We start from the raw sequence: 23,470 nt of genomic DNA, 5'->3' as shown, positions 1-23,470 counted from the left end.
ATCCTTTCGTTAGCCGACGGCGCCCGGAATGAGGGCGGGGTCGACGCGGGTGTCGGGGTCGCAATACACGCCGTAGAGCAGCCCGAGCGGGTTGCCGTGGTCGGCGAGGAACTGTCGCCGCAGGGCGAGCACGGTGTCGCCGAGCCTTTCGCCGGCAAAGAAGCGGTCGAAGAACGCCTTCGCCCACTCGCTCGCGAAGAAGCCGGGAGTCTTGCACTCCGTGCCGATCACTCCGCGTGCGCCCTTCCCGAGGAAGTAGGGCACGAAGCCGTCGTAGAAGTTAGGCGACAGGTCACCCGATTCGCACGCGTTGATGAAGACGAGCGGATGACTCGCGAGGAGGTCCTTGGTCGGGGCCTTGGCCGATAGGCGGCCGAGGGTGACCTTCTCGTCGCCGGAAAGCACGAGGTGCGAATCATCGGGGTTCGTGTTCGACGCCACCGCGTGGCAGTAGAGGTACAGCACCTTGTCGACGCTGGCCGGGGCGAGGGCGGCGCCGAGCAAGTCCGCCGCGGAGGTGCCCTCGGCGAGCTCGAGCCCGCCGTGGCCTTCCCAGAAGGCGCGCTGCGCCGCGACCGGATGCGACGGCATCTGCGCGTCGATGCCGTCGTTGTAGAGCACGCGCACCGCCAGCGCCGGGGTCGAGTCGATCGTGGCGGACGGCGGCGCGACGGTGATCTCGCGCATCGGTACCTGCTCGACGACGTGGCGCATGCCGATGAAGTTCTCCCAGTCGAGCTGCGTCTCGTCCCACCGCTCGGCGAGGTAGATGAGCGCCCACGGCACTGGGAATCCGCTCGAGACGACTTGCAGGGTCGTGACGTCGTTCGACAGTGTGTCTCGCAGCCAGGTGCCGACGGCACGGAGATCGGAAGACGCGAACGGGCCCTCGAAGATCTGCTGGTAGAGGCGGAATCCGGCGAACGCGAGCTGATTGAGCGCCCGTGCACCGAGGTCGGGCGGAATGTCCATGCCGAGCGCGAACATCTCGTTCTTGACCATTGTCAGCAGCGCGGACCGTACCTGCTCGATCGCCGCAGCGAGCTGGTCGGCGGTGATCTGCACGAACACCTCGTTCTCGGTGACCCCCGGCACGAAGAGCTTGTAGCCGCCGACCTCGGGGGTGAAGCGCAGGGATGCTTCGCGCGGCTCGAGCACCGTCGCCGCGGCGGCGGGGCGGCCGAGGTTCGTCACCTCCACGTCAGCGGCCGGAGCGCCCCCCACGTCGAAGCGCAACACGAGCTGCTGCACGAAATTTCCCTCGAAGTCCACCATCGCGGTCAGGACGGCGGGCCCGGCCTTCTTCGGCGTGATCGCGAAGAGCGATCGGCCCACGGAGGTCCCGTTCCGACGGACTCGGATGGACTGCGGAAGCGGGGGTGTGTCGAACTCGGCGCTGAGCAGCCGTATCGTCAGGTCGAGATGGTCGGCCTCGACAGGGAATGTCAGCGTGGCAACAGCGGACCCGACCGCGCCGCTTACCTTCGCTCCGAAGGAAAGCGCGAGCACGTATTCCTCTCCGACCTGGAGCGGCTTGGAGGTGTCGACGTCGTCGAGCTCGGCTTTGAGCCAGGTCTCAACGACCTCCGGGCTGGCCCGCTCTGCCTCTGGTTCTGGCGAGGATGGTAATGAAGTCCCGGTTGTTCCGGCCTCTCCGTTAGTCGCATGACCGTTCGTCGGCGGCCATTCCTCGCCGCCGAGAAGGTCGTCATCGCCAACGAGTCCGTCATTGTCCCCGTCGCGCACTCCGTCACCGTCGAGGAGTTCGTCGCCGCCGAGCAGGCCGTTACCGCTGTCGCCGCCGACTTCGGTACCGCCGAGCAGGCCGTCGTCGGGCCACCTCCCACCACCGACCACCACGCGAACATCGGGGCCGAGCCCTTCTCCGCTGATCACCCCACCGCCGGGGCTGGCGCCGTTCGAGCCCATCTCCGACTCAGGGATGGGGAGGCCGATATCGCGGCCACGCGTCGGCATCTCCGACTCAGGCTCGTAGGGCCCTTCCGCATCGGTGGGCGGCACCCCGACCTCAAGAAGCGGCGGCTCCGTATCGAGAAGAGGCGGGTCGGTCCTGCGAAGCGGCGGCTCGATCCAGGCGCCGCCCTGCTCCGAATGCACGATCTCGCTGAGCCGGTCGAGCTCGCGGTCGAACTCCTCATCGTCGCCTGCTCCGAGGCCAAGTCGACCGGCGTCGTGATCGGCTTCGAACGCGGCACGGATCGCTGCGTCCGTCTCGAGCACCCTGAGCACGATGTACGCCCGATCGGCCGCGCCCGGAGCGGAAGCCCAACCGGGGTCCATGGTGGCCTGGTCGTAGACTCGCAGCACCGAGTCCGGAAACTCGAACTCGATCAAGAAGGCGCGGGCATTGGGCCGATCGAACGTCCGAGCCAGCACCAGCGTGATCCACGGAAGCTTCGAGGCATCCATGGCATCCCCCATCCCCCGGAACCATGGTTCAGGGATGACACTCGCCCGACGCGGGACGCGCCGTCTAGCCCCCATACGGGGGAGGTGTCGGGCCACGCCCACCATGTGGCGCTCAGGTATTCGAAGTGGGACAATCCAATGGTCACAAGCGTTAGGTGGGTAACGCCGGGGCTATATCAGTGCGCCTCCTGGGTGGCCTACGCCCCAGCAGGTTGGCTGCCGGAAACGGGCTGGACGCCGGACCCATCTTGGCCGCCCCCCCCGCCCGGCTGGACGTTCCTCCAGTGGGTTGACGAACGGCCGGACACTCCAGATGCCGCCGCCTCTGCGACGCAGTCTTCTGTCGCGTCTGGCTCGTCGCCAATGCGATCCGAAGTCGGTGCCGCGTCGACGACCCAACCCGCGCATGGACTCAACGACAGCGAGAAACGTTCGTCGCGGACGATTCTCGTCCTCAGCTCGTTGCCGTCGCCATGCACCGAAATTGCCTGACCAGTGGGCGAATCGCGCAGCGGGTCGCCGCACTCGAACCCGAGACCGGAGATCAAGTCATTCGCGCATTCGGCGGGTGAGTAAATCGCCCTGATCAGGGATTTTGAGGTAGGGCGGACGGGACTTGAACCCGTGACCGATGGATTATGAGTCCACTGCTCTGACCGGCTGAGCTACCGCCCCTCGCGGCGCGTCACTCGGGAAGGGCGACCGGCGCGACATCGGTGACCGGATCGGTCACCGGCTTCCCACGATACAGGCTCTCGAACGTCGACAGCGTGCGCTGGATGTCGTGCGCCGCGATGAGTCGGATCGACTCCTCCTTCATCGCACGGTACTCGTCGGGTGACGCCTCGAGCACCGTGCGGAGCTTCGCCGCGAGGTCCGCGTGGCTGCCGGGCTCGAAGAGGTAGCCGTTCTCGCCGTCGTGCACGAGGTGCGGCAGCGCCATCGCGTTCGCGGCAACGACCGGCAGCGCCGAGGCCATGGCCTCCATGGTCACGATCGACTGCAGCTCGGCGATCGACGGCATCGCGAGCACGGATGCCCGGTGGTAGGCCTCGCGCAACTCGTCGTCGGTCACGTAGCCCGTGAACGTGACCCGGTCGGCGATGCCGAGCTCGGATGCGAGGTGCTGCAGGTTGCGCAGCTGGTCGCCCCCGCCGACGATCTCGACCTTGGCGTCGAGCTCGGCCGGCAGCAGCGTGAGCGCGCGCAGCAGGACGTCGATGTGCTTCTCGCCGGTGACCCGGCCCACGAAGAGGATGCGGTTCTCGGTGCGCGGCTCCCAGTCGGGCGAGTACTTGTGCGCGTCGATGCCGCACGAGATGGCGTGCACGTTCTCGAGGCCGGTGTGCTTCTCGAGGAACTGCGCTGCCTTTCGGGTCGGCGTGGTGACGGCCTCGGCGCGGCCGAACGTGCGGCCCGCGGCCTTCCAGGCCAGCCCGACGGCGAAGTCCTGCACCGACTTCGGCAGCAGCGTGAACTCGAGCATGTTCTCGGGCATGAAGTGGTTGGTGCCGATGATCCGGATGCCGCGCTTCTGCGCTTCGACGGAGAGGCCGCGGCCGACCACGATGTGCGACTGGAAGTGCACGACGTCGGGCTTGACCGCGTCGATGACCCGCGCGCTGTTCTGCTTGATGCGCCAGGGCAGCGCGAATCGCAGCCAGTCGTGCGGGTACCAGCGCCAGCTGCGCAGACGGTGCGCGGTGACCTCCTGGCCCTCGTGCACCTCCTTCCACGTGCCGTGCTTGCGGCTGGCGGCCGGCGCCATGATGTGCACGTCGTGGCCGCGCTCGACGAGCCCGGCCGCGAGGCGCTCGGCGAAGCGGGCGGCGCCGTTCACGTCGGGGGCGAACGTGTCGGCGCCGATCAGGATCTTGAGCGGGCGTTCCGTCTCTGCGCCGTCGGTGCCGGCGGGGGTAGTCGCACCGGGTGTGTCAGACACGTGGTGTTGTTCCTCACAGTTCGTCGGGATGGAGGCGATCGGCCTCGGGGATCACGGCGCAGGGGTCAGGCGCGGGGTTTGGATCCGACCATAGTCTACGCATCGCCGCCTGCGCGTTGCCCGGGTCGCATGTCGTGAGGTGCGCTCGGATGCGCGCTCGCGCGCCGATCAGAGGCGCGTCTGCGGGTGGTTCCGCGCGAGCATGAACACGCCCCACACCGCGATCGCGCCCGCCACGACGAACACGAGGTTCGCCCACAGCGGCGCCTGCGATGCCTCGCCGAGCACCACGATGCCGATGACCACCGCGACGAGCGGGTCGACGACGGTGAGGCCCGCGATGACGAGGTCGGGCGGCCCGGTCGCGTAGGCGTTCTGCACGAAGTACGCCCCGAGCGCCATGGCGAGCAGCAGTCCGATGACGCACGTGAAGGTGAGCCACTCGAACTCACCCTGCTGCAGCCGGCCGATGACGACCTTCGCGAGGGTGACGACGAAGCCGTAGAGCACGCCGGCCATGACCACGTAGAAGACCGCGCGGATGCGTCGACGGAACAGGGCGAACGTGACGCCGGCGACGGCGAGGACCACCGCCAGGATGATCAGGATCGTGATCAGCTGCCGGTCGGTCACCGGCTTGTCGACGGCCGTGAACGCCGCGACGCCGACGAACAGGAACACGCCGCCGACGCACATCACGATGGCGATGATCGACTTGCGGTTCAGCTTCACGTGATTGACGCGGGAGTTGATGACGGACGTGATCACGAGCGCGATCGCGCCGAGCGGCTGCACCACGATGATGGGCGCGAAGTAGAGGCTGCCGAGCTGGAAGACGATGGCGAGGCCGAGCATGAGCGTGCCGATCACCCACGACGGCCGGGCCAGCAGCAGGGCGAGCTGCTTGCCGTTGAGTCCCTTGCCGAGCGTGTCGACCGTGCGCGCCTCGACCTTCACGACGCCGCGGTGCTGGAACTGCGCGCCGAGCGACAGGAAGACCGCTCCGATCAGCGCGAGCGGGATGCCGATGAACGAAGTCGGGTCGAGCGCGATCTGCTCGGAGAGGTCGCTCAGGTCCGGATCCACGGTGACGACCCTACCCGTTGCGCCGCCGATATCCTTGGCGAATGGCCGTGCTCCCCATACGCATCACCGGCGATCCGGTGCTGCACTCCCCCGCCCTTCCGGTCGAGACGATCGACGACGAGCTGCGGGCGCTCGTCCGGGACATGTTCGAGACGATGGATGCCGCGCCGGGGGTCGGGCTCGCAGGACCGCAGGTCGGGGTGCCGCTGCGGTTGTTCACGTACGGCTGGGTCGACGAGGCGGGCACGAAGTGGCGCGGCGTCGCCATCAACCCCGAGCTGTGGATCTCACCCCCGCCCGCCGGTGATCCCGACCTCGACGTGGAGTCCGAGGGCTGCCTGTCGTTCCCGGGCGAGCGGTTCGGCCTTCGTCGCGCCGAACGGGCGATCCTCCGGGCGACCGACCTCGAGGGGCAGCCGTTCGAGATCGACGCCGAGGGCTGGCTCGCGCGCATCTTCCAGCACGAGTACGACCACCTCGACGGCACGCTGTACGTCGACCGCCTCGGCGAGAAGGACCAGCGCATCGTCGCGAAGATCTCCCGCAAGCTCGGCTGGGGCAAGCCCGGCGTCTCGTGGCTGCCGGGCGTCGACCACCTCGAGGACTGAGCGGGGCGGCGCACTCCCGGCAGGCTGAACGGCCGGCCGCCTCAGACGAACGCGCGGATCCCGGCGGCGACGAGCGCCGCGACGATCACGACGACGAGGAACGGCACCCGCAATGCGAACAGCGCGGCGGCGACGATGACCGCCGGGACCCGGGCATCGAACACGATCGCCTGCCCCGCGCCGAGCGTCTGCACGGCGATGAGCGCCGCGAGCAGCGCCACGGTGAGCAGGTCGGCGATCCGCGCTGGACGCTCCCGTTCGAGGAGGCCGGCGGGCACGAAGTAGCCGCCGAGCTTCAGGGCGAGCGTCGCCGCCGAGGCGATGAGGATGACGTGCCACGTGGTCACGACGCGCTCCGCCGCGAGAACAGGTCGAACCAGCCGACCACGACGGCGACGAGCGCCGCGACGAGCACGGGAAGTCCGGGCATGAGCACGGGCGTCGTCAGGGTCGCCACGAGCGCGGCGGCGACCGCCACCGCGCCCGCCTGGAAGCGCTTCAGCCGCGGCCAGAGGAGCCCGAGGAACGCGGCGGCGGCCGCGGCATCCAGCCCCCACGCCCGCGTGTCGCCCAGCGCATCGCCGATGAGCGCCCCCGCGAGCGTCGTCAGGTTCCAGCCGACGAAGATGACGACCCCGGTGAGCCAGAAGCCCCGGCGGGCCGCTCGATCATCCGACTGCGCGAGCGCCACTGCGGTCGACTCGTCGATCGTGATCCACGCCGCCGCGATGCGCTGCGCGAGCCCGCCGCGGTCGACGAGCGGCTTCATGCGCATGCCGTAGACGACGTTGCGGATGCCGAGGAGCGCCGCCGTGGCGATCGCCGAGCCGCCGGCCGCCACGCCGCCCGACGCGAGCACGCCCACGAGCGCGAACTGCGACCCGCCCGTGAACATCACGAGGCTGAGGAAGCAGGTCTGCCACACGTCGAGGCCCGCGGCCACCGACAGCGCTCCGAACGAGATGCCGTAGGCGGCCGTTGCGAGGCCCACGCCGACGCTGTCGCGCACGACCGCGGTGCGCCCGGTCGACGTCTCGTGCTCGTCCACGCACCCCTCCCGAATCGACGAAAGGGCCGCCCGGTGCACCCGGACGGCCCTTGCTGCTCCCCCACTTGGACTCGAACCAAGAACCTATCGGTTAACAGCCGATTGCTCTGCCAATTGAGCTATGGAGGATCGCGTGTTTCAGCAGAGTCACTCTAGCAAAGGGAGGCGCGGACTCCCAATCCGAGCGCCCCTCGCCTCCGACGTCCGGTCAGTACCCCGCGTGGAGGTCGATCCGGCCCTCGAGCGGCGCCCCGTCGAGGAATGCGCGCACGTTCTGCGCCACCCGCTCCGCGAAGAGCGGCACGACCATCTCCTCCGTGTCCGCGACGTGCGGCGTGATGACGCAGTTCGGCGCCGACCAGAGCGGATGCCCCGCCGGGAGCGGCTCGGGATCCGTCACGTCGAGGCCCGCACCGCCGAGCCGTCCGGACGCGAGCGCGGCGACGAGCGTGTCGGTGTCGACCACGGCGCCGCGCGCGACGTTGACGAGCACGGCGCCACGCGGCATCCGCTCGAGTGCCTCGGCGCCGATCAGGCCGCGCGAGGCGTCGGTGAGGGCCGCGGCGACGAACACGACGTCGGCCCGTGCGAGCGCCTCGCCGAGGCCCGCCTCGGTCACGGTGCGCGTCGCGCCGGCGACGGGCTCGTCGCGGCGGCGCACGACGGTCGTGCGGACGCCGAACGGGGCGAGCAGCCGCAGCAGCTCCGTCGCGATCCCGCCGGCGCCCACGATGACGACCTCGGCGCCGAACAGCGTCCGGCCCCGCTCGTCGACCTCCCAGCGGTTCGCCCGCACGCGGTGCGGCACCTCGCGGAGCACGGCGAGGGCGAGCATGAGCGCGTGCTCCGCGACGGGCTGCGCGTACGCGCCCTTCGCGCTCGTCCAGGCGCGGCCGTCGTCGCGGTGGCGCCGCAGCACGTCGGCGAAGGCGTCGACCCCCGCCCACGGCAGTTGCACCCAGGCGATGCCGGGGTGCGCCGCGAGCACGGCGTCGAGGTCGCCGGCACCGGATGCCGCGGTCCACACGAGCCCGCGCGTGGCGTCGTCGGGCGGCGCGACCGTGCCACCGCCACCGCGCACCGCCGCCTCGACCACGTCGTCCGCGGGCAGCACCGCGATCGGACCCGACTCGGGCGCCGCGACGGCGTTCGCCGAGGGTGGCGGCTCGGATCCCGCGACGGCTCGATGCCGAGGACGCGCCGCCGCGGCATCCGTCATACCGCGGGACCCTCGTCGAGCTCGTCGATCACCGCGTGCCCGCCGTCGAGCGCACCCGCGAGGGCCATGACGTACGGGTGGCCCGGGTCGTGGAACACCTCGTCGATCGTGCCGATCGCCGCGAGCTCGCCGCGATCGAGCACCGCGATGCGGTCTGCCGTGCGCCGCAGCACCGGGAGGTCGTGGCTGATGATGAGCGCCGAGAACGTGCCGTGCTCGCGGTCGCGCAGCTCGCTGATGAGCTGGGCCACCGCGTCGCGCACCGTGAGGTCGATGCCCGCCGTGGGCTCATCGGCCACGAGCAGCGCCGGCCCGAGCACAAGCGAGCGAGCCAGGGCGACCCGCTGGCGCTGCCCGCCGCTCAGCTCGTAGGGGAACTTCTCGAGCATGCTGAGCGGAAGCCGCACTGCGTCGATCATCGTCGCGACCCGGGTCGCCAGCGCGCGCCGGTTGTAGCGCCGGTCCCGCTCGAGGATGGGCTCGCCCACGATCTCCGCCACCGTGCGGTCGGGCGGGAGCGTCGCCGCGGCATCCTGCGGCAGGTAGCCGACGTGGAACCGGAACTCGTGGAGCTTCCGCTTCGGCAGCGTGCGCAGGCGATGGCCGAGCACGTTCGCCTCGCCGCCGGTGATCACCGGCCGCACGTCCCCGCCGCGCACCTGCTCGAGCGCGGCGCCCGAGAGCACCTTCGCGAGCGTCGACTTTCCGCTGCCGGCGCTGCCGAGGAGACCGAGCACCTCCCCCGGCTCCACCGTCAGCGTGAGCCCGTGCAGGGCCACGTGGGCCGGGCTCGCGCCATGGGCGGGGTACTCGAGCGTGAGGTCGCTCAGCACGATCGGGAAGCCGTGTGCCGCTCCGCGCATCACATCGCCTCCCGGAGCCGGCGGAGTTCCTCTCGTCGTTCGGCCTGGGCGATCGGGTCGGGCACGGGCAGCGACGCGAGGAGCCGCTGGGTGTACTCGTCCTCGGGTGCGCCGAGGACCTCGACGCCGGTGCCCTCCTCGACGAGCCGACCGCGGTAGAGCACCGCGATGCGGTCGGCGAGCAGGTCGACGACGGCCAGGTCGTGGCTGATGAACAGCGAGGCGAAGCCGAATTCGAGCTGCAGCTCGCCGAACAGCTCGAGCACGCGCGCCTGCACCGACACGTCGAGCGCCGAGGTGGGCTCGTCGGCGATGAGCAGCTCGGGCCCGAGGGCGAGGGCCCGCGCAAGGCTCGCGCGCTGGCGCTGGCCGCCGCTGAGCTCGTGCGGGTACCGGTCGCCGTACGCCTTCGGCAGCTGCACCGCCTCGAGGAGCTCGTCGACCCGCTTGCGAGCGGAACCGGGATCCTTCGCCCGGCCGTGGATGACGAGCGGCTCGGCCACGCACTCGGCGATCGTGAGCAGCGGGTTGAAGCTCGACGCCGGGTCCTGGAACACGAACCCGATACGGCTCCGGAGCGGACGGAACTGCCGTTCGCGGATGCCGTTCATCTCGGCGCCGAGCACCTTCAGCGAGCCGCCGGTGACCTTCGTGAGTCCCGCGATCGCGCGGCCGATGGTCGTCTTGCCCGAGCCCGACTCGCCGACCAGCCCGAGCACCTCGCCGGGCCGGATGACGAGGTCGACGCCGTCGACCGCACGGAAGCCCTCACGGCCGAAGCGGCCCGGGTAGACGATCTCGAGCCCGCGCGCCTCGACGACCGGCGTCTGCTCGGCCCAGCCTGCCGGACGCTCCGCAGCCCGCTCGGCCGCACGCACGGTGCCGTGACCGACGTACGGCACAGCGGCGAGCAGCGCCTTCGTGTAGTCGGCCCTCGGCGCCGCGAACAGCGTCTTGACGTCGGCCTCCTCGACGACCCGGCCCTGGTACATGACCGCCACCCGGTCGGCGAGGTCGGCGACGACGCCCATGTTGTGGGTGATGAGCACGATCGCGGTGCCGAACTCGTCGCGGCAGCGCCGCAGCAGGTCGAGGATCTCGGCCTGCACGGTCACGTCGAGCGCGGTCGTGGGCTCGTCGGCGACGATGAGTCCCGGGTCGAGCACGAGCGCCATCGCGATGACGACGCGCTGCTTCTGCCCGCCCGAGAACTGGTGCGGGTAGTGGTCGACGCGGTGCTCGGGGTCGGGGATGCCGACGCGACGGAGGATGTCGATCGCCTTCGCGCGTGCGTCCTTCTTCGAGATCTCGCCGTGGGCGCGTAGGCCCTCCATGATCTGCCAGCCGACCGTGTAGACGGGGTTCAGCGCCGTCGACGGCTCCTGGAAGACCATCGCCACGTCCTCGCCGCGCACCTCGCGCAGCTTCTGCTTCGACAGGCTGATGACGTCCTGCGCTCGGCCGCCGTCGCGGTCGGAGAGCAGCACGGCGCCGCGCGTCGTGGCCGTCTCGGGCAGGAGCCCGAGGATCGTCTTGGCCGTCACGGTCTTGCCGCTGCCGGACTCGCCGACGATGGCGAGCACCTCGCCGCGCTCGACCGAGAGCGAGACGTCGTCGACCGCCTTCACGGCTCCAGCGTCGGTGGAGAACGAGACGCCGAGGTTCTTGATGTCGACCACCGTGCTCATCGCTTGACCTCGATTCCGTGCTCGTCGAATGTCTCCCCGTCTTCGAGGCCGGTCAGTCCGCCGGGGCCGGCGGACAGCGTGCCGCCGGGGACCACCGAGGTCTCGGCGACCTGCCCGGCCGACTGCGCGACGCGTCGGCGGCTGCGCAGGCGCGGGTCGGCGAGGTCGTTGAGGCTCTCGCCCACGAGCATGATGCCGAGCACCGCCAGCACGATGGCCACGCCGGGGAACGTCGCCGTCCACCAGATGCCGCTCGTGACATCCGACTGCGCCTTGTTGAGGTCGTAACCCCAGTCGGCCGCGGCCGTCGGCTCGATGCCGAACCCGATGAACCCGAGCGCCGCCAGGGTGAGGATCGCCTCGGCCGAGTTCAGCGTGATGATCAGCGGCAGGGTGCGCGTCGCGTTGCGGAACACGTGCTTGAAGACGATGCGCGAGTTGGATGCGCCGAGCACCTTCGCCGACTCGACGAACGGCTCCGCCTTGATGCGCACGGTCTCGGCGCGGATCACGCGGAAGTACTGCGGGATGAACACCACGATGATCGAGCCGCCGGCCGCGAGGACGCCGCCCAGCAGGCTCGACTGCCCGCCCGAGATGACGATCGACAGCACGATGGCGAGCAGCAGCGACGGGAACGCGTAGATGGCGTCGAACACGACGACCATCGTCTTGTCGAGCCAGCCGCCGAAGTACCCCGCATACAGGCCGAGGGCGACGCCGATGAACAGCGACAGCACGACCGCGACGATGACCACGAGGATCGCGGTCTGCGCACCGAAGATGACGCGGGAGAGCACGTCGTAGCCGCCGACCGTCGTGCCGAACCAGTGCTCGGCCGACGGCGGCTGCTGCGTGCCGAAGCTCCCCTCGGCATCGGCCCGCTGCGCGAAGCCGTAGGGCGCGAGCAGCGGCGCGAAGATCGCGCAGACGAGGAAGAGTGCCAGCAGGACGAGACCGGCGACGAGCATGCCCCGCTGGAGGCCGACGCTCTGCCGCAGGTGGTGCACGACCGGAAGGCGGTCGCGGAGCCGCCGCTTCGGAGCGGCGGGGGTGACGGATGCCGCGGTCATGTCAGTACCTCACCCTCGGGTCGATGAACGCCGCGATGATGTCGACGACGAAGTTCGTGATCGCCACGATGATCGCGAGCATCACGACGATGCCCTGCACGGCCACGTAGTCCCGGGATTCGATGAACTCGACGAGGATGAACCCGAGCCCCTTCCACTCGAAGGTCGTCTCGGTGAGCACGGCTCCCGAGAGCAGGAGCGCGATCTGCAGGCCGATGACGGTGATGATCGGGATCAGGGCCGGCCGGTAGGCGTGCTTCCGGAGCAGCCGGAGCTCGCCGACGCCGCGGGAACGGGCCGCGTCGACGTAGTCGGTCGCGAGCGTGCCGATCACGTTCGTGCGGACCAGCCGCAGGAAGATGCCCGCCGTGAGCAGGCCGAGCGCGATGGCGGGCAGGACCGCGTGCGAGAGGACGTCGCCGAGCACCTCGGGGTTGCCGGTCATGAGCGCGTCGATCGTGTAGAAGCCGGTCTTGTTCGGCAGCGTCTGCAATTGCAGCTGGGCGCTCACGCTCGCCCGCCCGGCGACCGGGAACCACCCCAGCCAGACCGAGAAGATCAGCTTCAGGATGAGGCCGGCGAAGAAGACCGGCACGGCGTACCAGTAGATCGCGAGCACGCGGAACACGGCGTCCTGCGGCTTGTCGCGGTAGTAGGCGGTGAGCAGGCCGAGCGGGATGCCGACCGCGAAGGCGACGATGAGCGAGTAGAACACGAGCTCGAACGTGGCCGGGCCGTAGGTGGCGAGCACCTCGAGGACCGGGCGGTTCGTGGTCAGCGTCTCGCCGAAGTTGAAGGTCGCGATCTGGCCGAGGTACTCGACGTACTGGATGAACAGCGGCCGGTCGAAGCCGGCGGCGGCTCGCAGCTCCGCGAGCGCCTCGGGTCCGAGCCGTCCGCCCTGCTGGGCGGTGATCGGGTCGCCCGTGGTGCGCATCAGGAAGAAGACCAGGGTGACGAGGATGAAGATGGTCGGGAAGATCAGCAGGAAGCGGACGAGCAGGTATCGCCCGAACCCGCCTCCTTGCGACTTCGGCTTCGGCCGTGCGGCGGCGGGAAGATCCTCCGTCGGGGCCGTGGTGTCTAGTGTGCTCATGGATTCCTCAGGGGTACAGGGGAACGGGGGCGACCCGCGGTAGCAGGTCGCCCCCGTCGTCGAGCTTCAACGACTCTAGTCCGTCGTCAGCCCTTCGAGAGTGCCGCGTAGCGGAACTTGAACGACGCGTCGAGCGTGTCCTCCGCACCCTCGACGTCGGAACCGACGACCGCCACCTGCGCACCCTGCATGTACGGGATCGTGGACAGGTCGGCGGCGACCTTGTCCTGGATCTCGCCGATGAGGGCGGCGCGGGCGTCGGGGTCCGCCGTGACAGCCTGCTCGAGGATCAGGTCGTTCACCTCGGGGTTGTCGTAGTGGTTCGCCAGGAAGTTCTCCGCGAGGAAGAACGGCGTGAGGTAGTTGTCGGCGTCCGAATAGTCGGGGAACCAGCCCAGCTGGTAGGCCGGGTACAGGTCCGCGACGCGGTCCTCGGAGTACTGGACCCACTCGGTCGACTGCAGGTTCACGGTGAACAGGCCGCTCGCCTCGAGGTTGTCCTTGATGATCGCGTACTCGTCGCTCGACGACGGTCCGTAGCGCTCGGCCACGTACTGGATCGAGATGTCGAGCGGCGTCTCGACGCCGGCCGCAGAGAGCACCTCGGCCGCCTTGTCGGCGTCGGGTGCGCCGTTGCCGTCGCCGTAGAGCTCCTTCAGGGACTCGTTCGCACCCGTGAGGCCCTCGGGCACGTACGAGTACAGCGGAGTGAAGGTGCCCTTGTAGACGTCCTCGGAGATCGCGTCGCGGTCGATGAGGTTGGCGATCGCCTGCCGCACCGCGAGCGCCTTGGCCGGGTCGGCCTCGGGCGTCGTGGCGCCGAACGGCATCGTGTTGAAGTTGAACACGAGGTACCGGATCTCACCGCCGGGGCCGTCGACGACCTTGACGTTGTCGTTGCCGCGGAGGTCCTCGATGTCCGTCGCGCTGAGCGTGCGGTGGGCCACGTCGATGTTGCCCTCCTGCACGTCGAGCTTCAGGTTCGAGGCATCCGTGTAGTACTGCACGTTGACCGTTTCGGTCTTCGCTTCGCCGAGGAGGCCCTGGTAGTCGGGGTTCGCCTCGTACGAGACCAGGTTGTTGAAGTCGTAGGCCGTGATGACGTACTGACCGGCGAACGCGTTGCCCGCGACGATGTCGTCATCGGAGGTGAGCGAGTCGGCCGAGAACACGTCCTCGTCGACGATCGGACCGGCCGGGCTCGACAGGATCTGCGGGAAGATCTGGTCGTTCTCCGACTTCAGGTTGAAGACCACCGTGGTGTCGTCTGTCGCGTCGACCGAGTCGAGGTTGTAGAGCAGCGACGAGGGGCCGTTCTCATCGGCGATCGCGAGCTGGCGGTCGAACGTGAACTTCACGTCGGACGACGTGAGGTCGTTGCCGTTCGCGAACTTCAGGCCGGGCTTCAGCGTGACCGTGTACTGGCTCGGGCTCGTGAACTCCGCGGACTCCGCGATGTCGGGCTCGACGTCGGGGCTGCCGTAGGGGGTGTTCATCAGGAACGGGTACACCTGATTCATGACGGCGAACGAGCCGTTGTCGTACGAGCCGGCCGGGTCGAGCGCGGTGATCTGCTCGGTCGTGCCGATCGTCAGGGTGCCGCCGGCCGCCTCGGTGCTGTCGCCGCCGCCCGCCGTGCAACCGGCGAGGGCGAGGGCTGCCACCGAGACACCGGCTGCCGCGACGAGCACGCGCCGGTTCGTGGATGCGGATGTCATATCCGTCTACCTCTTCCTGTCAGGAACTGAAACGCGCAGCGAAGCCTCGCGGCACGTTGTCGTATCCCCCACAGGTAGCACACGAGCCCGGGGATGTTGCATGGTGGCCGGGGCGGACGGCGGAATGTTTATGGAAGTGCAACCTTGGACGCAACCGATGCGCGTCGACACGGGGTTCCCGCGCCGGATGTCCCGCTCAGGCGCTTCAGCACGGGACGCTCGGCTCAGTCGCCCCTGAGTGCTCGACGCTCGGCCTCGAGCTCGACCAGGGCCCGCTGCAGGCTGGCGTAGGTCGCCGTGTCGTTCCGGTCCGTGCGCTGGAGCCGGCCCAGCAGCTCGGACTTCTGGCGGAGGAGTTCGCGGTCGACGAGCGCGCTCACGACGCCGCTGACGTAGGCCGCGAGCTCGGCCTCGCTGCGCTGTGGCACGGGTGCGACGGCGAGCTGGCGCACGATGCCCGCGAACGGGGCCGGCACCTCGTCGACGACCCGGTCGACCCGCACGGCGGCGTCGGGTGAGGCCAGCACCGAGGCGATGCCGTCGCGGACGACGGCGAGGTTGGCGTTGCCGAACCGGCTGTCGACGGCGTGCCGGAGCAGGTCGTCGCCGACCGAGTCGGGGTACTGGAGCATCGCCTGCAGCGCGTCGCGCTCGAGGCGTGTGGACGGGTCGTTCGGCAGGTCGGCGATCGAGAAGGGGCGCGTCGCGGCATCCGGAGGGACGCCCTCGCCGGTGCCCGGGACGCCCGGAGCGCCGGATGGGCTCGAGGCGCCGGGCTCTCCGCGCTGGCTGCCGGGTCCGCCCGGCCGCCCGGAGGCACCCGAGGTCGAGCGCTCGCCGCCGGTGCTGCCGGACGCTCCCCTGTTCCGGTCGCCACCGCCGGCCCGGCCGCCGCTGGGTGCCGCGCGGACCGCCCGCGTGACCTCGGCGAGCTCCATGCCGAGCATGCGCGCGAGCTCGCGCGTGTACCCCGGACGGAGCGCCGGGTCGCGGATCTCCGCGACGACCGGCGCGGCCGCTCGCAGCGCCGAAACTCGGCCCTCGACGGTCTCGAGGTCGTAGCGCGAGAGCGTGTGCCGGAGCACGAACTCGAACATGGGCGTCTTCGTCTCGACGAGCGCGCGGACCGCCGCGTCGCCGCGCGCGAGACGCAGGTCACACGGGTCGAGCCCGTCGGGCGCGACGGCCACGTAGGTCTGGGCGGCGAACCGCTGCTCCTCGGCGAACGCACGCATGGCGGCCTGCTGACCTGCGGCATCGCCGTCGAACGTGAACACGACCTCGCCGACGCCCGAGTCGTCGCCGAGCACGCGGCGCAGCACCTTGATGTGGTCGACGCCGAACGACGTGCCCGAGGTGGCGATGGCCGTGGTGACGCCCGCGAGGTGGCACGCCATGACGTCGGTGTAGCCCTCGACGAGCACCACGCGTCGGGTCTTCGCGATGTCGCGCTTCGCGAGGTCGAGTCCGTAGAGCACCTGCGCCTTGTGGTAGATCGCGGTCTCGGGGGTGTTCAGGTACTTCGGGCCCTGGTCGTCGTCGAGCAGGCGTCGCGCGCCGAAGCCGACCGTCTGGCCCGTCACGTCTCGGATCGGCCAGACCAGGCGTCCGCGGAACCGGTCGTACACGCCCCGGTCGCCCTGGGAGACGAGCCCGGCGGCGGCGAGCTCCTCGGTGCTGAATCCGCGGCCCCTCAGGTGGTTCGTGAGCGCGTCCCAGCTCTTCGGCGCGAAGCCGACACCGAAGTGGCGGGCCGCCTCGGCGTCGAAGCCGCGCTCGCCGAGGAAGCGGCGTCCGGGCTCGGCCTCGGGCGACGAGAGGCGCTCGACGAAGAACTCCCACGCCGCCTGGTTCGCGGCGAGCAGTCGCGCCCGGTTGCCGTGGTCGGTCGCGGGTCCGCCGTCTTCGTAGTGGAGCTCGTAGCCGATCCGTCCGGCGAGCCGTTCGACGGCCTCGGCGAACGTGACGTGGTCCATGCGCTGCAGGAACGTGTACACGTCGCCCGATTCGCCGCATCCGAAGCAGTGGTAGTAGCCGAGTTGCGGCCGCACGTGGAAGCTCGGGCTGCGCTCGTCGTGGAACGGGCAGAGGCCCTTCAGCGAGCCGACACCCGCCGACTTGAGGCTCACGTGCTCGCCGACGATGTCGGCGATGTTCGTGCGGGCCTTCACCTCATCGACATCGCTCTGTCGAATGCGGCCCGCCATGGCTCTCATCCTATTCCGCGCAACGGATGCCGCGGCCGGTCGCCGATGGCTACTGGCACAGCCGCTCGTACCACGCGAGTGCGGACTGGTCGGTGAGGCTCGCGACCTGGTCGACGACAGCCCGTTTGCGCGCGACATCGTCGGACGCGGCGTTCCAGTCGGCGGCGAAGCCCGGATCCAAGTGCTCGTCGCCCGAGACGAAGAGCACGTCGGCGAGCGACGTGAGCACCTGTCGCTGCTGCGTGTAGATGGGCTGCCGCGTGTTCTTCGACATGACGAAGGCGGCGACGATGCCCTTCAGCACCGCGATCTCGGCCTGGATCTCGCGCGGCACGACCACGTCGGCGTCGAACCGGATCAGGCTCGCGAGCGGGAACGCCGACCGCGTCGCTTCGGTGGCGGCGTGCGCGAAGCGGCCGATGAGCTGGCTCGTGAGGTTCTTCAGGCGGCCTTGCTCGTGCCGGCTGCCGCTCCACGACTCGAGCCAGCCGTCGAGCGAGTCGAGCCGGTCGAACGCGGCGATCAGCTCGTCGTGCGGGATGGCGCCGCCGATCCAGTCGTGCATCGAGGACACGAGTGCGTCGTGGTCGACTCGGGCGCCGAGCGCTTCGACGTCGACGTAGCCGTTCACGATCGCGTCCTCGAAGTCGTGCACCGAGTACGCGATGTCGTCGGAGAGGTCCATGACCTGCGCCTCGATGCAGAGCCGGCGCTCGGGGGCGCCGGCGCGCATCCACTGGAACACCTCGAGGTCGTCGCGGTAGAACCCGAACTTCGCGCGCCCGCTCGGATCGGCCACCGAGGTCGCCTCGGGCCACGGGTACTTGCAGCTCGCGTCGAGGCTCGCACGAGTGAGGTTGAGTCCGTAGCTGCGGCCGTCGTCGCCGAAGACCTTGGGCTCGAGGCGGGTCAGGATGCGCAGGGTCTGCGCGTTGCCCTCGAACCCGCCGACGTCGGCCGCCCAGGTGTTGAGGGCGCGCTCGCCGTTGTGCCCGAACGGCGGGTGGCCGAGGTCGTGGGCGAGGCACGCGGTGTCGACGACATCGGGGTCGAGCCCGAGGCTCGCGGCCAGCTCGCGCCCGACCTGGGCGACCTCGAGCGAGTGCGTGAGGCGGTTGCGGGCGAAGTCGAGGCCGGCGGTGGGGCTCAAGACCTGCGTCTTCGCCGCGAGGCGGCGCAGCGAGCTCGAGTGAAGCAGGCGGGCTCGGTCACGCGCGAAGTCGCTGCGGCGGCTCGTGTGCTCCTCGGGCAGCCAGCGCTCGGTGTCGGCGTCGTCGTAGCCGCCGAAGAGTCGCTCGCGCATGTCAGCCGCCGCTCGTGTCGAGCTCGGCGCCGACGAGCGTGACCCGGTCGTGCCCGGCGAGCTCCTGCGACGTGAGCCAGCCGTCGGGCAGCGACGGGTTCTTCGGCGTACCGGCGCGGCCACGCGGGCCTTCGGCGCCCTCGCCCGGGTACGGCATCGTCCAGTCGAGGGTGCCGAGCAGGTCGTCGAGCTGGGCGAGCGACTCGACCGTGGCGAGCTTCGCGCGCAGCTCGCCGCCCACCGGGTACCCCTTGAAGTACCAGGCGACGTGCTTGCGGATGTCGCGGCAGCCGCGCTCCTCGCTGTCGAAGAACTCGGTGAGCAGCTCGGCGTGACGGCGGAACGTGCGCGCGACGTCACCGAGGCTCGGCTCCGCCTTGCGGTCTTCACCGCGGAACGCCGCCGCGAGGTCACCGAACAGCCATGGACGCCCCAGGCAGCCGCGCCCGACCACGACGCCGTCGCATCCGGTCTCGGCGACCATGCGCAGTGCATCTTCGGCCGACCAGATGTCGCCGTTGCCGAGCACCGGAACGCTCGTGACGGCCTGCTTGAGCTCGGCGATGGCGGACCAGTCGGCCTGGCCGGAGTAGAACTCGGCCGCGGTGCGCGCGTGCAGCGCGATCGACGCCACGCCCGCGCCCTCGGCGATGCGGCCGGCCTCGAGGAAGGTGAGGTGGTCGGCGTCGATGCCCTTGCGCATCTTGACGGTGAGCGGGACGTCGCCCGCGGCGCGCACGGCACCCTCGACGATGTCGCGGAAGAGCCCGCTCTTCCACGGCAGGGCGGCTCCCCCGCCCTTGCGGGTGACCTTCGGCACGGGGCATCCGAAGTTCAGGTCGATGTGGTCGGCCCGGTCTTCGGCGACGAGCATGGTGACCGCCTCGGACACGGTCTCGGGGTCGACGCCGTAGAGCTGGATCGAGCGCGGGGTCTCGGACTCGTGGTGCGTGATGAGCCGCATCGATTCGGGCGTGCGCTCGACGAGCGCGCGCGACGTGATCATCTCGCTGACGTAGAGCCCCGCGCCGAACTCGCGGCAGAGTCGCCGGAAGGCGGTGTTCGTGATGCCCGCCATGGGGGCGAGCACGACGGGCACGTCGAGGGCGAGGTCGCCGATCGCGAGCGGACCGGCCGGGAGCGTGGTGGAAGCGGACATCACCCTCGATTCTCCCAGAGAACAGGGGCCAGTCGCCCGGTGCCCCGGCAGCGCGCCTAGGATGCACCTGCAGGACCACGTGTGGAGGACGAGATGGGCGACGGCGGGCAGGCGACGGGCGACGGGCCGACGGGCGCAGATCGCGTGCGAGCGGATGCCGCGGCGCGCGGCCTCGACGTCGAGATCATCGAGCGGCCCGCGGCACGCAGCCTCGAGGAGGCCGCGGAGCTCATGGGCATCACGCCCGCCGACATCGTGAAGTCGCTCGTCGTGAAGCGCAGCGACGACACCTACGTGTTCGCGCTCGTGCCCGGCGGTCGCAAGATCTCGTGGCCGAAGCTGCGAGCGCTCCTCGGCGTGAACAAGCTCCAGCTGCCGGATGCCTCGCTCGCACTCGCGGCGACCGGCTACGAGCGCGGCACCATCACGCCGCTCGGCTCGACCATCGCCTGGCCCGTCGTCGTCGACGAGACGATCCCCGGACGACGCGTGTCGATGGGCGCCGGCGAGCACGGCCGCAGCCTGTTCGTCGACGCCGATCGGCTCGTCGAGGCCCTCGACGCGACCGTCGCCGACATCAGCGAGCCGGAATAGCCATCCCGGTGATCGGGTAGCGCGCGCCGAAGGCGGACGCGTATCGAGATGCCTGATCTCGATACGCGTCGAGCTGCGCCCGGCGCTACTCGATCACCGGCGCGGGGATGTAGCAGACGTCGCCCTCGCAGACCATCGCTGACGCCTCTCCAGCGACCATCGTGAACGGCACCGGGCCTGCGGCATCCGTCGTCGGCTGCTCGCTCACGCTGCAGCCCCATCGCGCTCGCCGGCCACCTGCGTGAGCACCTGCGAGAACACCTCGGCGGGCTGAGCACCCGACACGCCGTACTTGCCCTCGAACACGAAGAACGGCACGCCGCGGATCCCGTAGGCGCCCGCCTGTGCGATGTCGGCCTGCACCGCGGCACCGTAGCGGCCCGACTCGAGCGCCTCGCGCGTGGCATCCGCGTCGAGCCCGACCTCGGCGGCGAGTTCGACGAGCTCGTCGGTGCGGCCGACGTGTCGACCCTCCGTGAAGTAGGCGCGGAACAGTCGCTCCGACAGCTCGAGCTGCTTCCCCTGCTCCTTCGCGAAGTGCAGTAGCTCATGCGCCTTCAGAGTCTTGGTGTGCTGCAGCGCGTCGTAGTCGTAGTCGAGGCCGGCCTGGGCGGCGACGCCGGTGACGCGGTCGATCATCATGCGGGCCTGCTCCATCGGGATGCCCTTGTGCCCCGCGAGGAAGTCCACCTCCGACCCCTCGAAGTCGACGGGCGTGTCGGGGGCGAGCTCGAACGAGTGGTACTCGATCTCCACCTCCGGCGCGTCGTCGCCGAGCGCGGCCAGGCCGCCCTCGAGGTGTCGCTTGCCGATGTAGCACCACGGGCAGGCGATGTCGGACCAGATGTCGATCTTGATGGGGGACGTCACGTCCAATGCGAACGGATGCCGCGGCATCCGTATTCCCGCGCATGCAACTCGCGGAGTCGAGTCCACGTTCGTCCCCGATCCGCGAGTCGAAGGACGAATGCATCGACACGCCGGCTTGGCTCGGCGTGTCGCGTCAGGTTGTCCTTCGACTCAGGAGTCCGCGACGAAGCAGACGCCGTCGCGACATCCGCTCGACCGTCGCGCCCGCCGTTACGCCGTCGGCGCGTCGATCGCGCCGCCGAAGCGGCGGTTGCGGCCCGCATAGAGCTCGATCGCCTGCCACAGGTCGACGCGCGAGAAGTCGGGCCAGAGCGTGTCGAGGAAGACCATCTCGGCATACGCCGACTGCCAGAGCAGGAAGTTCGAGGTGCGCTGCTCCCCCGAGCTGCGCACGAACAGGTCGACGTCGGGCATTCCGGGCACGTAGAGGCGCTTGGCGATGAGCTTCTCGGAGACGGCCGAGGCGCGGAGGCGGCCCGCGGCGACGTCGTCGGCGATCGACTGCACCGCGTCGACGAGCTCGTTGCGCCCGCCGTAGTTCACGCACATCGTGAACTGCAGTCCCGTGTTGCCGGCGGTGAGCCGCTCGGCGTACTGCAGCTCGTCGATGACCGACTTCCAGAGCCGCGGCTTGCGCCCCGCCCAGCGGATCCGCACGTTCCACTCGTTGAGCTGGTCGCGGCGCCGATGCAGCACGTCGCGGTTGTAGCCCATGAGGAAGCGCACCTCGTCGGGCGACCGCTTCCAGTTCTCGGTCGAGAAGGCGTAGACCGAGAGGTGCTTCACGCCGATCTGGACGGCGCCCGCGACGACGTCGAGCAGCACCTCCTCGCCGGCCTTGTGCCCCTCGATGCGGGTGAGCCCCTGCTTGTTCGCCCAGCGTCCGTTGCCGTCCATCACGATGGCGACGTGGTTCGGCACGGCGCCCTTCGGCAGGGCGGGCGGGTACAGGCCCGTCCAGTCGAGCGGCCGGTAGGGAACGGCGTCCTTGTGGGTGTAGGGCTTGGGCGTCACGTGGGGGTCGCTTCCCTGGGGATCGTTGCGGTGGGGGTCGTCTCCCGTGAGACGTGCGGCAGCGAACGCAGGCCGCGCTCGAGGTGCCACTGGGTGTAGGCGGCGACGATGCCGCTCGCCTGGTTGCGATCGGATGCCGCGGCCGACTCGGCGTGCTCCCAATCGCCCGCCAGCAGCGAGCCGAGGAGCGCGACCGTCGACCGCGCGATGCGGGGCGTGCCCGGGGGCGCGCAGTCGTCGCAGACCACGCCGCCGAGCTGCACGACGACGGCCGTGTGCTCGCCGGTGCGACCGCAGCGCGCGCAGTCCTGGAAGCTCGGCGCCCACCCTGCGAGGGCGAGCGCCCGCAGCAGGTAGGAGTCGAGCGTGAGGCTGGGGCCGTGCTCGGCACGTGCGAGCGAGCGCAGCGCGCCCACGAGCAGCAGGTACTGCTGCAGCGAGCCCTCGGCCTCCGTGAGCTTGTCGGCCGCTTCGACCATGGCGTTCGCGGCCGTGTACGCCGCGTAGTCCTGCGTGATCTCGGCGCCGTAGGAGCCGAGCGACTCGGCCTGCGTCACCACGTCGAGCGTGCGGCCCTCGTAGAGCTGCAGGTCGGCGACCATGAACGGCTCGAGCCTCGCGCCGAACTTCGAGCCCGTGCGCCGGACGCCCTTGGCGACCGCGCGCACCTTGCCGTGGCGCCTCGTCAGCAGCGTGAGGATGCGGTCGGCCTCGCCCAGCTTGTGGGTGCGCAGCACGACGGCTTCATCTCGGTAGACGGGCACCCTTCATCATCCCACGGCCTGCAGACCCGACGGCCGAGCCCCGCGGATGCCGCGACGCCCCGCTCGGCGTCACGGACGCGCCGCAGATGGTTCACTGGTGCCGTGTCCTCCGCGCTCTTCACCATCCCCCTGTGGCTCGACCTCACCGCCGTCGCGATCGGCGCCATCCAGGGCGCCATGTTCTCGGCCCGGCTCACCGAGCGCCGCATCGACCTGCTCGGCATCGCGCTGATCGGCGTCATCGTGGGCCTCGGCGGCGGCCTCATGCGCGACATCCTGCTGAACCAGCTGCCGGCCGCGATCTCCGACAACTGGTACCTGCCCGTCGCGACCGCGGCGGCCCTGCTCGGGATGCTGCTGCTGCGCCTCTTCACGCGGCTGAACGGGCTCATCATCGCCCTCGACGCCGTGACGATCGGCCTGTTCGGCGCGATCGGCACCTCGAAGGCGCTCGCCTACGGCGTCCCCGTCGTGCCCGCCGTGTTCGTCGGCGTGCTCTCGGCGGTCGGCGGCTCGATCCTGCGCGATGTGACGCTGAACCTCCCCATCGCGCTCATGCACGTGGGCTCGCTTTACGCGATCGCGGCGACGGCCGGCACGGTCCTGCTCGTCGTGCTCGTCGCGTTCGGCGTGAACATCGTGATCGCCGGCACGGCGTGCGTGATCGTGACGACGCTCATCCGGCTCGGCTCGGTGCGCTTCGGCTGGAGCCTCCCCGAGCAGCGCGCACTCGGCAGCTGGCGGGTGTGGCGTCGGGCGTGACGACGCAGGTCCCGGTGGTCGAGTAG

Annotated in this window: 21 protein-coding genes and 2 tRNA genes; 3 read left to right on the top strand and 20 right to left on the bottom strand. The window is 70.2% G+C overall.

The window, feature by feature from the left end; genetic code table 11:
- Window positions 1-9: 9 nt before the first annotated feature.
- The 4 genes from ACWEOH_RS14895 to ACWEOH_RS14880 all read right to left on the bottom strand — a co-directional run bounded on the left by ACWEOH_RS14895 (window position 10) and on the right by ACWEOH_RS14880 (window position 5,458).
- Window positions 10-2,430 carry a CHAT domain-containing protein gene (locus ACWEOH_RS14895; RefSeq protein ID WP_452032285.1) on the bottom strand — a complete coding sequence of 807 codons (2,421 nt, stop codon included), beginning with the start codon at window positions 2,428-2,430 and terminating at the stop codon, window positions 10-12.
- Window positions 2,431-3,031: 601 nt separating this feature from the next.
- A tRNA-Ile gene (locus ACWEOH_RS14890) sits at window positions 3,032-3,105 on the bottom strand.
- Window positions 3,106-3,115: 10 nt separating this feature from the next.
- Window positions 3,116-4,372 (bottom strand): glycosyltransferase, encoded by a 1,257-nt coding sequence (locus ACWEOH_RS14885; RefSeq protein WP_452032283.1) that lies wholly within the window; start codon window positions 4,370-4,372, stop codon window positions 3,116-3,118.
- A gap of 168 nt (window positions 4,373-4,540) precedes the next feature.
- Window positions 4,541-5,458, bottom strand: coding sequence for a DMT family transporter (locus tag ACWEOH_RS14880; RefSeq protein WP_452032281.1), 918 nt, complete (start codon window positions 5,456-5,458; stop codon window positions 4,541-4,543).
- Between the two features lie 41 nt (window positions 5,459-5,499).
- Here ACWEOH_RS14880 and def point away from each other — a divergent pair, with 41 nt between their 5' ends.
- Window positions 5,500-6,066 carry a peptide deformylase gene (def, locus tag ACWEOH_RS14875; protein WP_452032279.1) on the top strand — a complete coding sequence of 189 codons (567 nt, stop codon included), beginning with the start codon at window positions 5,500-5,502 and terminating at the stop codon, window positions 6,064-6,066.
- Window positions 6,067-6,107: 41 nt separating this feature from the next.
- Here the strand turns inward: def and ACWEOH_RS14870 are convergent, their stop codons facing one another.
- From ACWEOH_RS14870 to dusB, 12 genes are all read right to left on the bottom strand, one after another.
- Window positions 6,108-6,413, bottom strand: coding sequence for an AzlD domain-containing protein (locus ACWEOH_RS14870; protein WP_148735100.1), 306 nt, complete (start codon window positions 6,411-6,413; stop codon window positions 6,108-6,110).
- On the bottom strand, window positions 6,410-7,114 hold the full coding sequence (locus ACWEOH_RS14865; RefSeq protein WP_452032277.1) for an AzlC family ABC transporter permease: 705 nt from the start codon (window positions 7,112-7,114) through the stop codon (window positions 6,410-6,412). The genes ACWEOH_RS14870 and ACWEOH_RS14865 overlap by 4 nt, the downstream gene beginning before the upstream one ends.
- A 56-nt stretch (window positions 7,115-7,170) precedes the next feature.
- A tRNA-Asn gene (locus tag ACWEOH_RS14860) sits at window positions 7,171-7,243 on the bottom strand.
- A gap of 79 nt (window positions 7,244-7,322) precedes the next feature.
- Window positions 7,323-8,333 (bottom strand): D-isomer specific 2-hydroxyacid dehydrogenase family protein, encoded by a 1,011-nt coding sequence (locus tag ACWEOH_RS14855; RefSeq protein WP_452032275.1) that lies wholly within the window; start codon window positions 8,331-8,333, stop codon window positions 7,323-7,325.
- Entirely contained in the window at window positions 8,330-9,196 is an 867-nt protein-coding gene (locus ACWEOH_RS14850) for an ATP-binding cassette domain-containing protein (protein ID WP_452032273.1), read from the bottom strand. The genes ACWEOH_RS14855 and ACWEOH_RS14850 overlap by 4 nt, the downstream gene beginning before the upstream one ends.
- Window positions 9,196-10,884, bottom strand: a complete 1,689-nt coding sequence (locus ACWEOH_RS14845; RefSeq protein ID WP_452032272.1) for a dipeptide ABC transporter ATP-binding protein — start codon at window positions 10,882-10,884, stop codon at window positions 9,196-9,198. Before ACWEOH_RS14845 ends, ACWEOH_RS14850 begins: the two co-directional genes overlap by 1 nt.
- On the bottom strand, window positions 10,881-11,957 hold the full coding sequence (locus ACWEOH_RS14840; RefSeq protein ID WP_452032270.1) for an ABC transporter permease: 1,077 nt from the start codon (window positions 11,955-11,957) through the stop codon (window positions 10,881-10,883). Before ACWEOH_RS14840 ends, ACWEOH_RS14845 begins: the two co-directional genes overlap by 4 nt.
- Before the next feature lies 1 nt (window position 11,958).
- Window positions 11,959-13,053, bottom strand: a complete 1,095-nt coding sequence (locus tag ACWEOH_RS14835) for an ABC transporter permease (protein ID WP_452032268.1) — start codon at window positions 13,051-13,053, stop codon at window positions 11,959-11,961.
- Window positions 13,054-13,139: 86 nt separating this feature from the next.
- The gene (locus ACWEOH_RS14830) at window positions 13,140-14,771 is read right to left on the bottom strand and encodes an ABC transporter substrate-binding protein (RefSeq protein ID WP_452032266.1); all 1,632 of its coding nucleotides are present in this window, start codon (window positions 14,769-14,771) and stop codon (window positions 13,140-13,142) included.
- A 224-nt stretch (window positions 14,772-14,995) separates the two neighbouring features.
- A complete protein-coding gene (gene dnaG, locus ACWEOH_RS14825) occupies window positions 14,996-16,978 on the bottom strand; it encodes a DNA primase (protein ID WP_452032265.1) in 1,983 nt (660 codons plus the stop codon).
- Window positions 16,979-17,027: 49 nt separating this feature from the next.
- A complete protein-coding gene (locus ACWEOH_RS14820) occupies window positions 17,028-18,281 on the bottom strand; it encodes a deoxyguanosinetriphosphate triphosphohydrolase (protein ID WP_452032263.1) in 1,254 nt (417 codons plus the stop codon).
- A gap of 1 nt (window position 18,282) precedes the next feature.
- Complete coding sequence (dusB, locus tag ACWEOH_RS14815) at window positions 18,283-19,440, bottom strand: tRNA dihydrouridine synthase DusB (protein ID WP_452032261.1); 1,158 nt, start codon at window positions 19,438-19,440, stop codon at window positions 18,283-18,285.
- A gap of 93 nt (window positions 19,441-19,533) precedes the next feature.
- Here dusB and ACWEOH_RS14810 point away from each other — a divergent pair, with 93 nt between their 5' ends.
- Entirely contained in the window at window positions 19,534-20,034 is a 501-nt protein-coding gene (locus ACWEOH_RS14810) for an aminoacyl-tRNA deacylase (RefSeq protein ID WP_452033886.1), read from the top strand.
- Between the two features lie 85 nt (window positions 20,035-20,119).
- On the opposite strand, the gene ACWEOH_RS14805 is transcribed toward ACWEOH_RS14810, so the two are convergent.
- The 4 genes from ACWEOH_RS14805 to recO all read right to left on the bottom strand — a co-directional run bounded on the left by ACWEOH_RS14805 (window position 20,120) and on the right by recO (window position 22,682).
- Window positions 20,120-20,242, bottom strand: a complete 123-nt coding sequence (locus tag ACWEOH_RS14805; RefSeq protein ID WP_452032259.1) for a hypothetical protein — start codon at window positions 20,240-20,242, stop codon at window positions 20,120-20,122.
- A complete protein-coding gene (locus ACWEOH_RS14800; RefSeq protein WP_452032257.1) occupies window positions 20,239-20,904 on the bottom strand; it encodes a DsbA family oxidoreductase in 666 nt (221 codons plus the stop codon). Before ACWEOH_RS14800 ends, ACWEOH_RS14805 begins: the two co-directional genes overlap by 4 nt.
- A 210-nt stretch (window positions 20,905-21,114) precedes the next feature.
- Window positions 21,115-21,918: an isoprenyl transferase gene (locus ACWEOH_RS14795; protein WP_452032255.1), complete on the bottom strand. Its 804-nt coding sequence runs from the start codon at window positions 21,916-21,918 to the stop codon at window positions 21,115-21,117.
- Window positions 21,915-22,682: a DNA repair protein RecO gene (gene recO, locus ACWEOH_RS14790; RefSeq protein WP_452032253.1), complete on the bottom strand. Its 768-nt coding sequence runs from the start codon at window positions 22,680-22,682 to the stop codon at window positions 21,915-21,917. The genes ACWEOH_RS14795 and recO overlap by 4 nt, the downstream gene beginning before the upstream one ends.
- A 102-nt stretch (window positions 22,683-22,784) precedes the next feature.
- Between recO and ACWEOH_RS14785 the strand changes: the two genes are divergently transcribed.
- Entirely contained in the window at window positions 22,785-23,444 is a 660-nt protein-coding gene (locus ACWEOH_RS14785; RefSeq protein ID WP_238476446.1) for a trimeric intracellular cation channel family protein, read from the top strand.
- The last annotated feature ends 26 nt before the right edge of the window (window positions 23,445-23,470 follow it).

Source organism: Agromyces sp. NPDC004153 (assembly GCF_053603635.1).
Note: the sequence above shows the minus strand (reverse complement) of the source record. Positions and strands in the feature narration are given on the sequence as shown.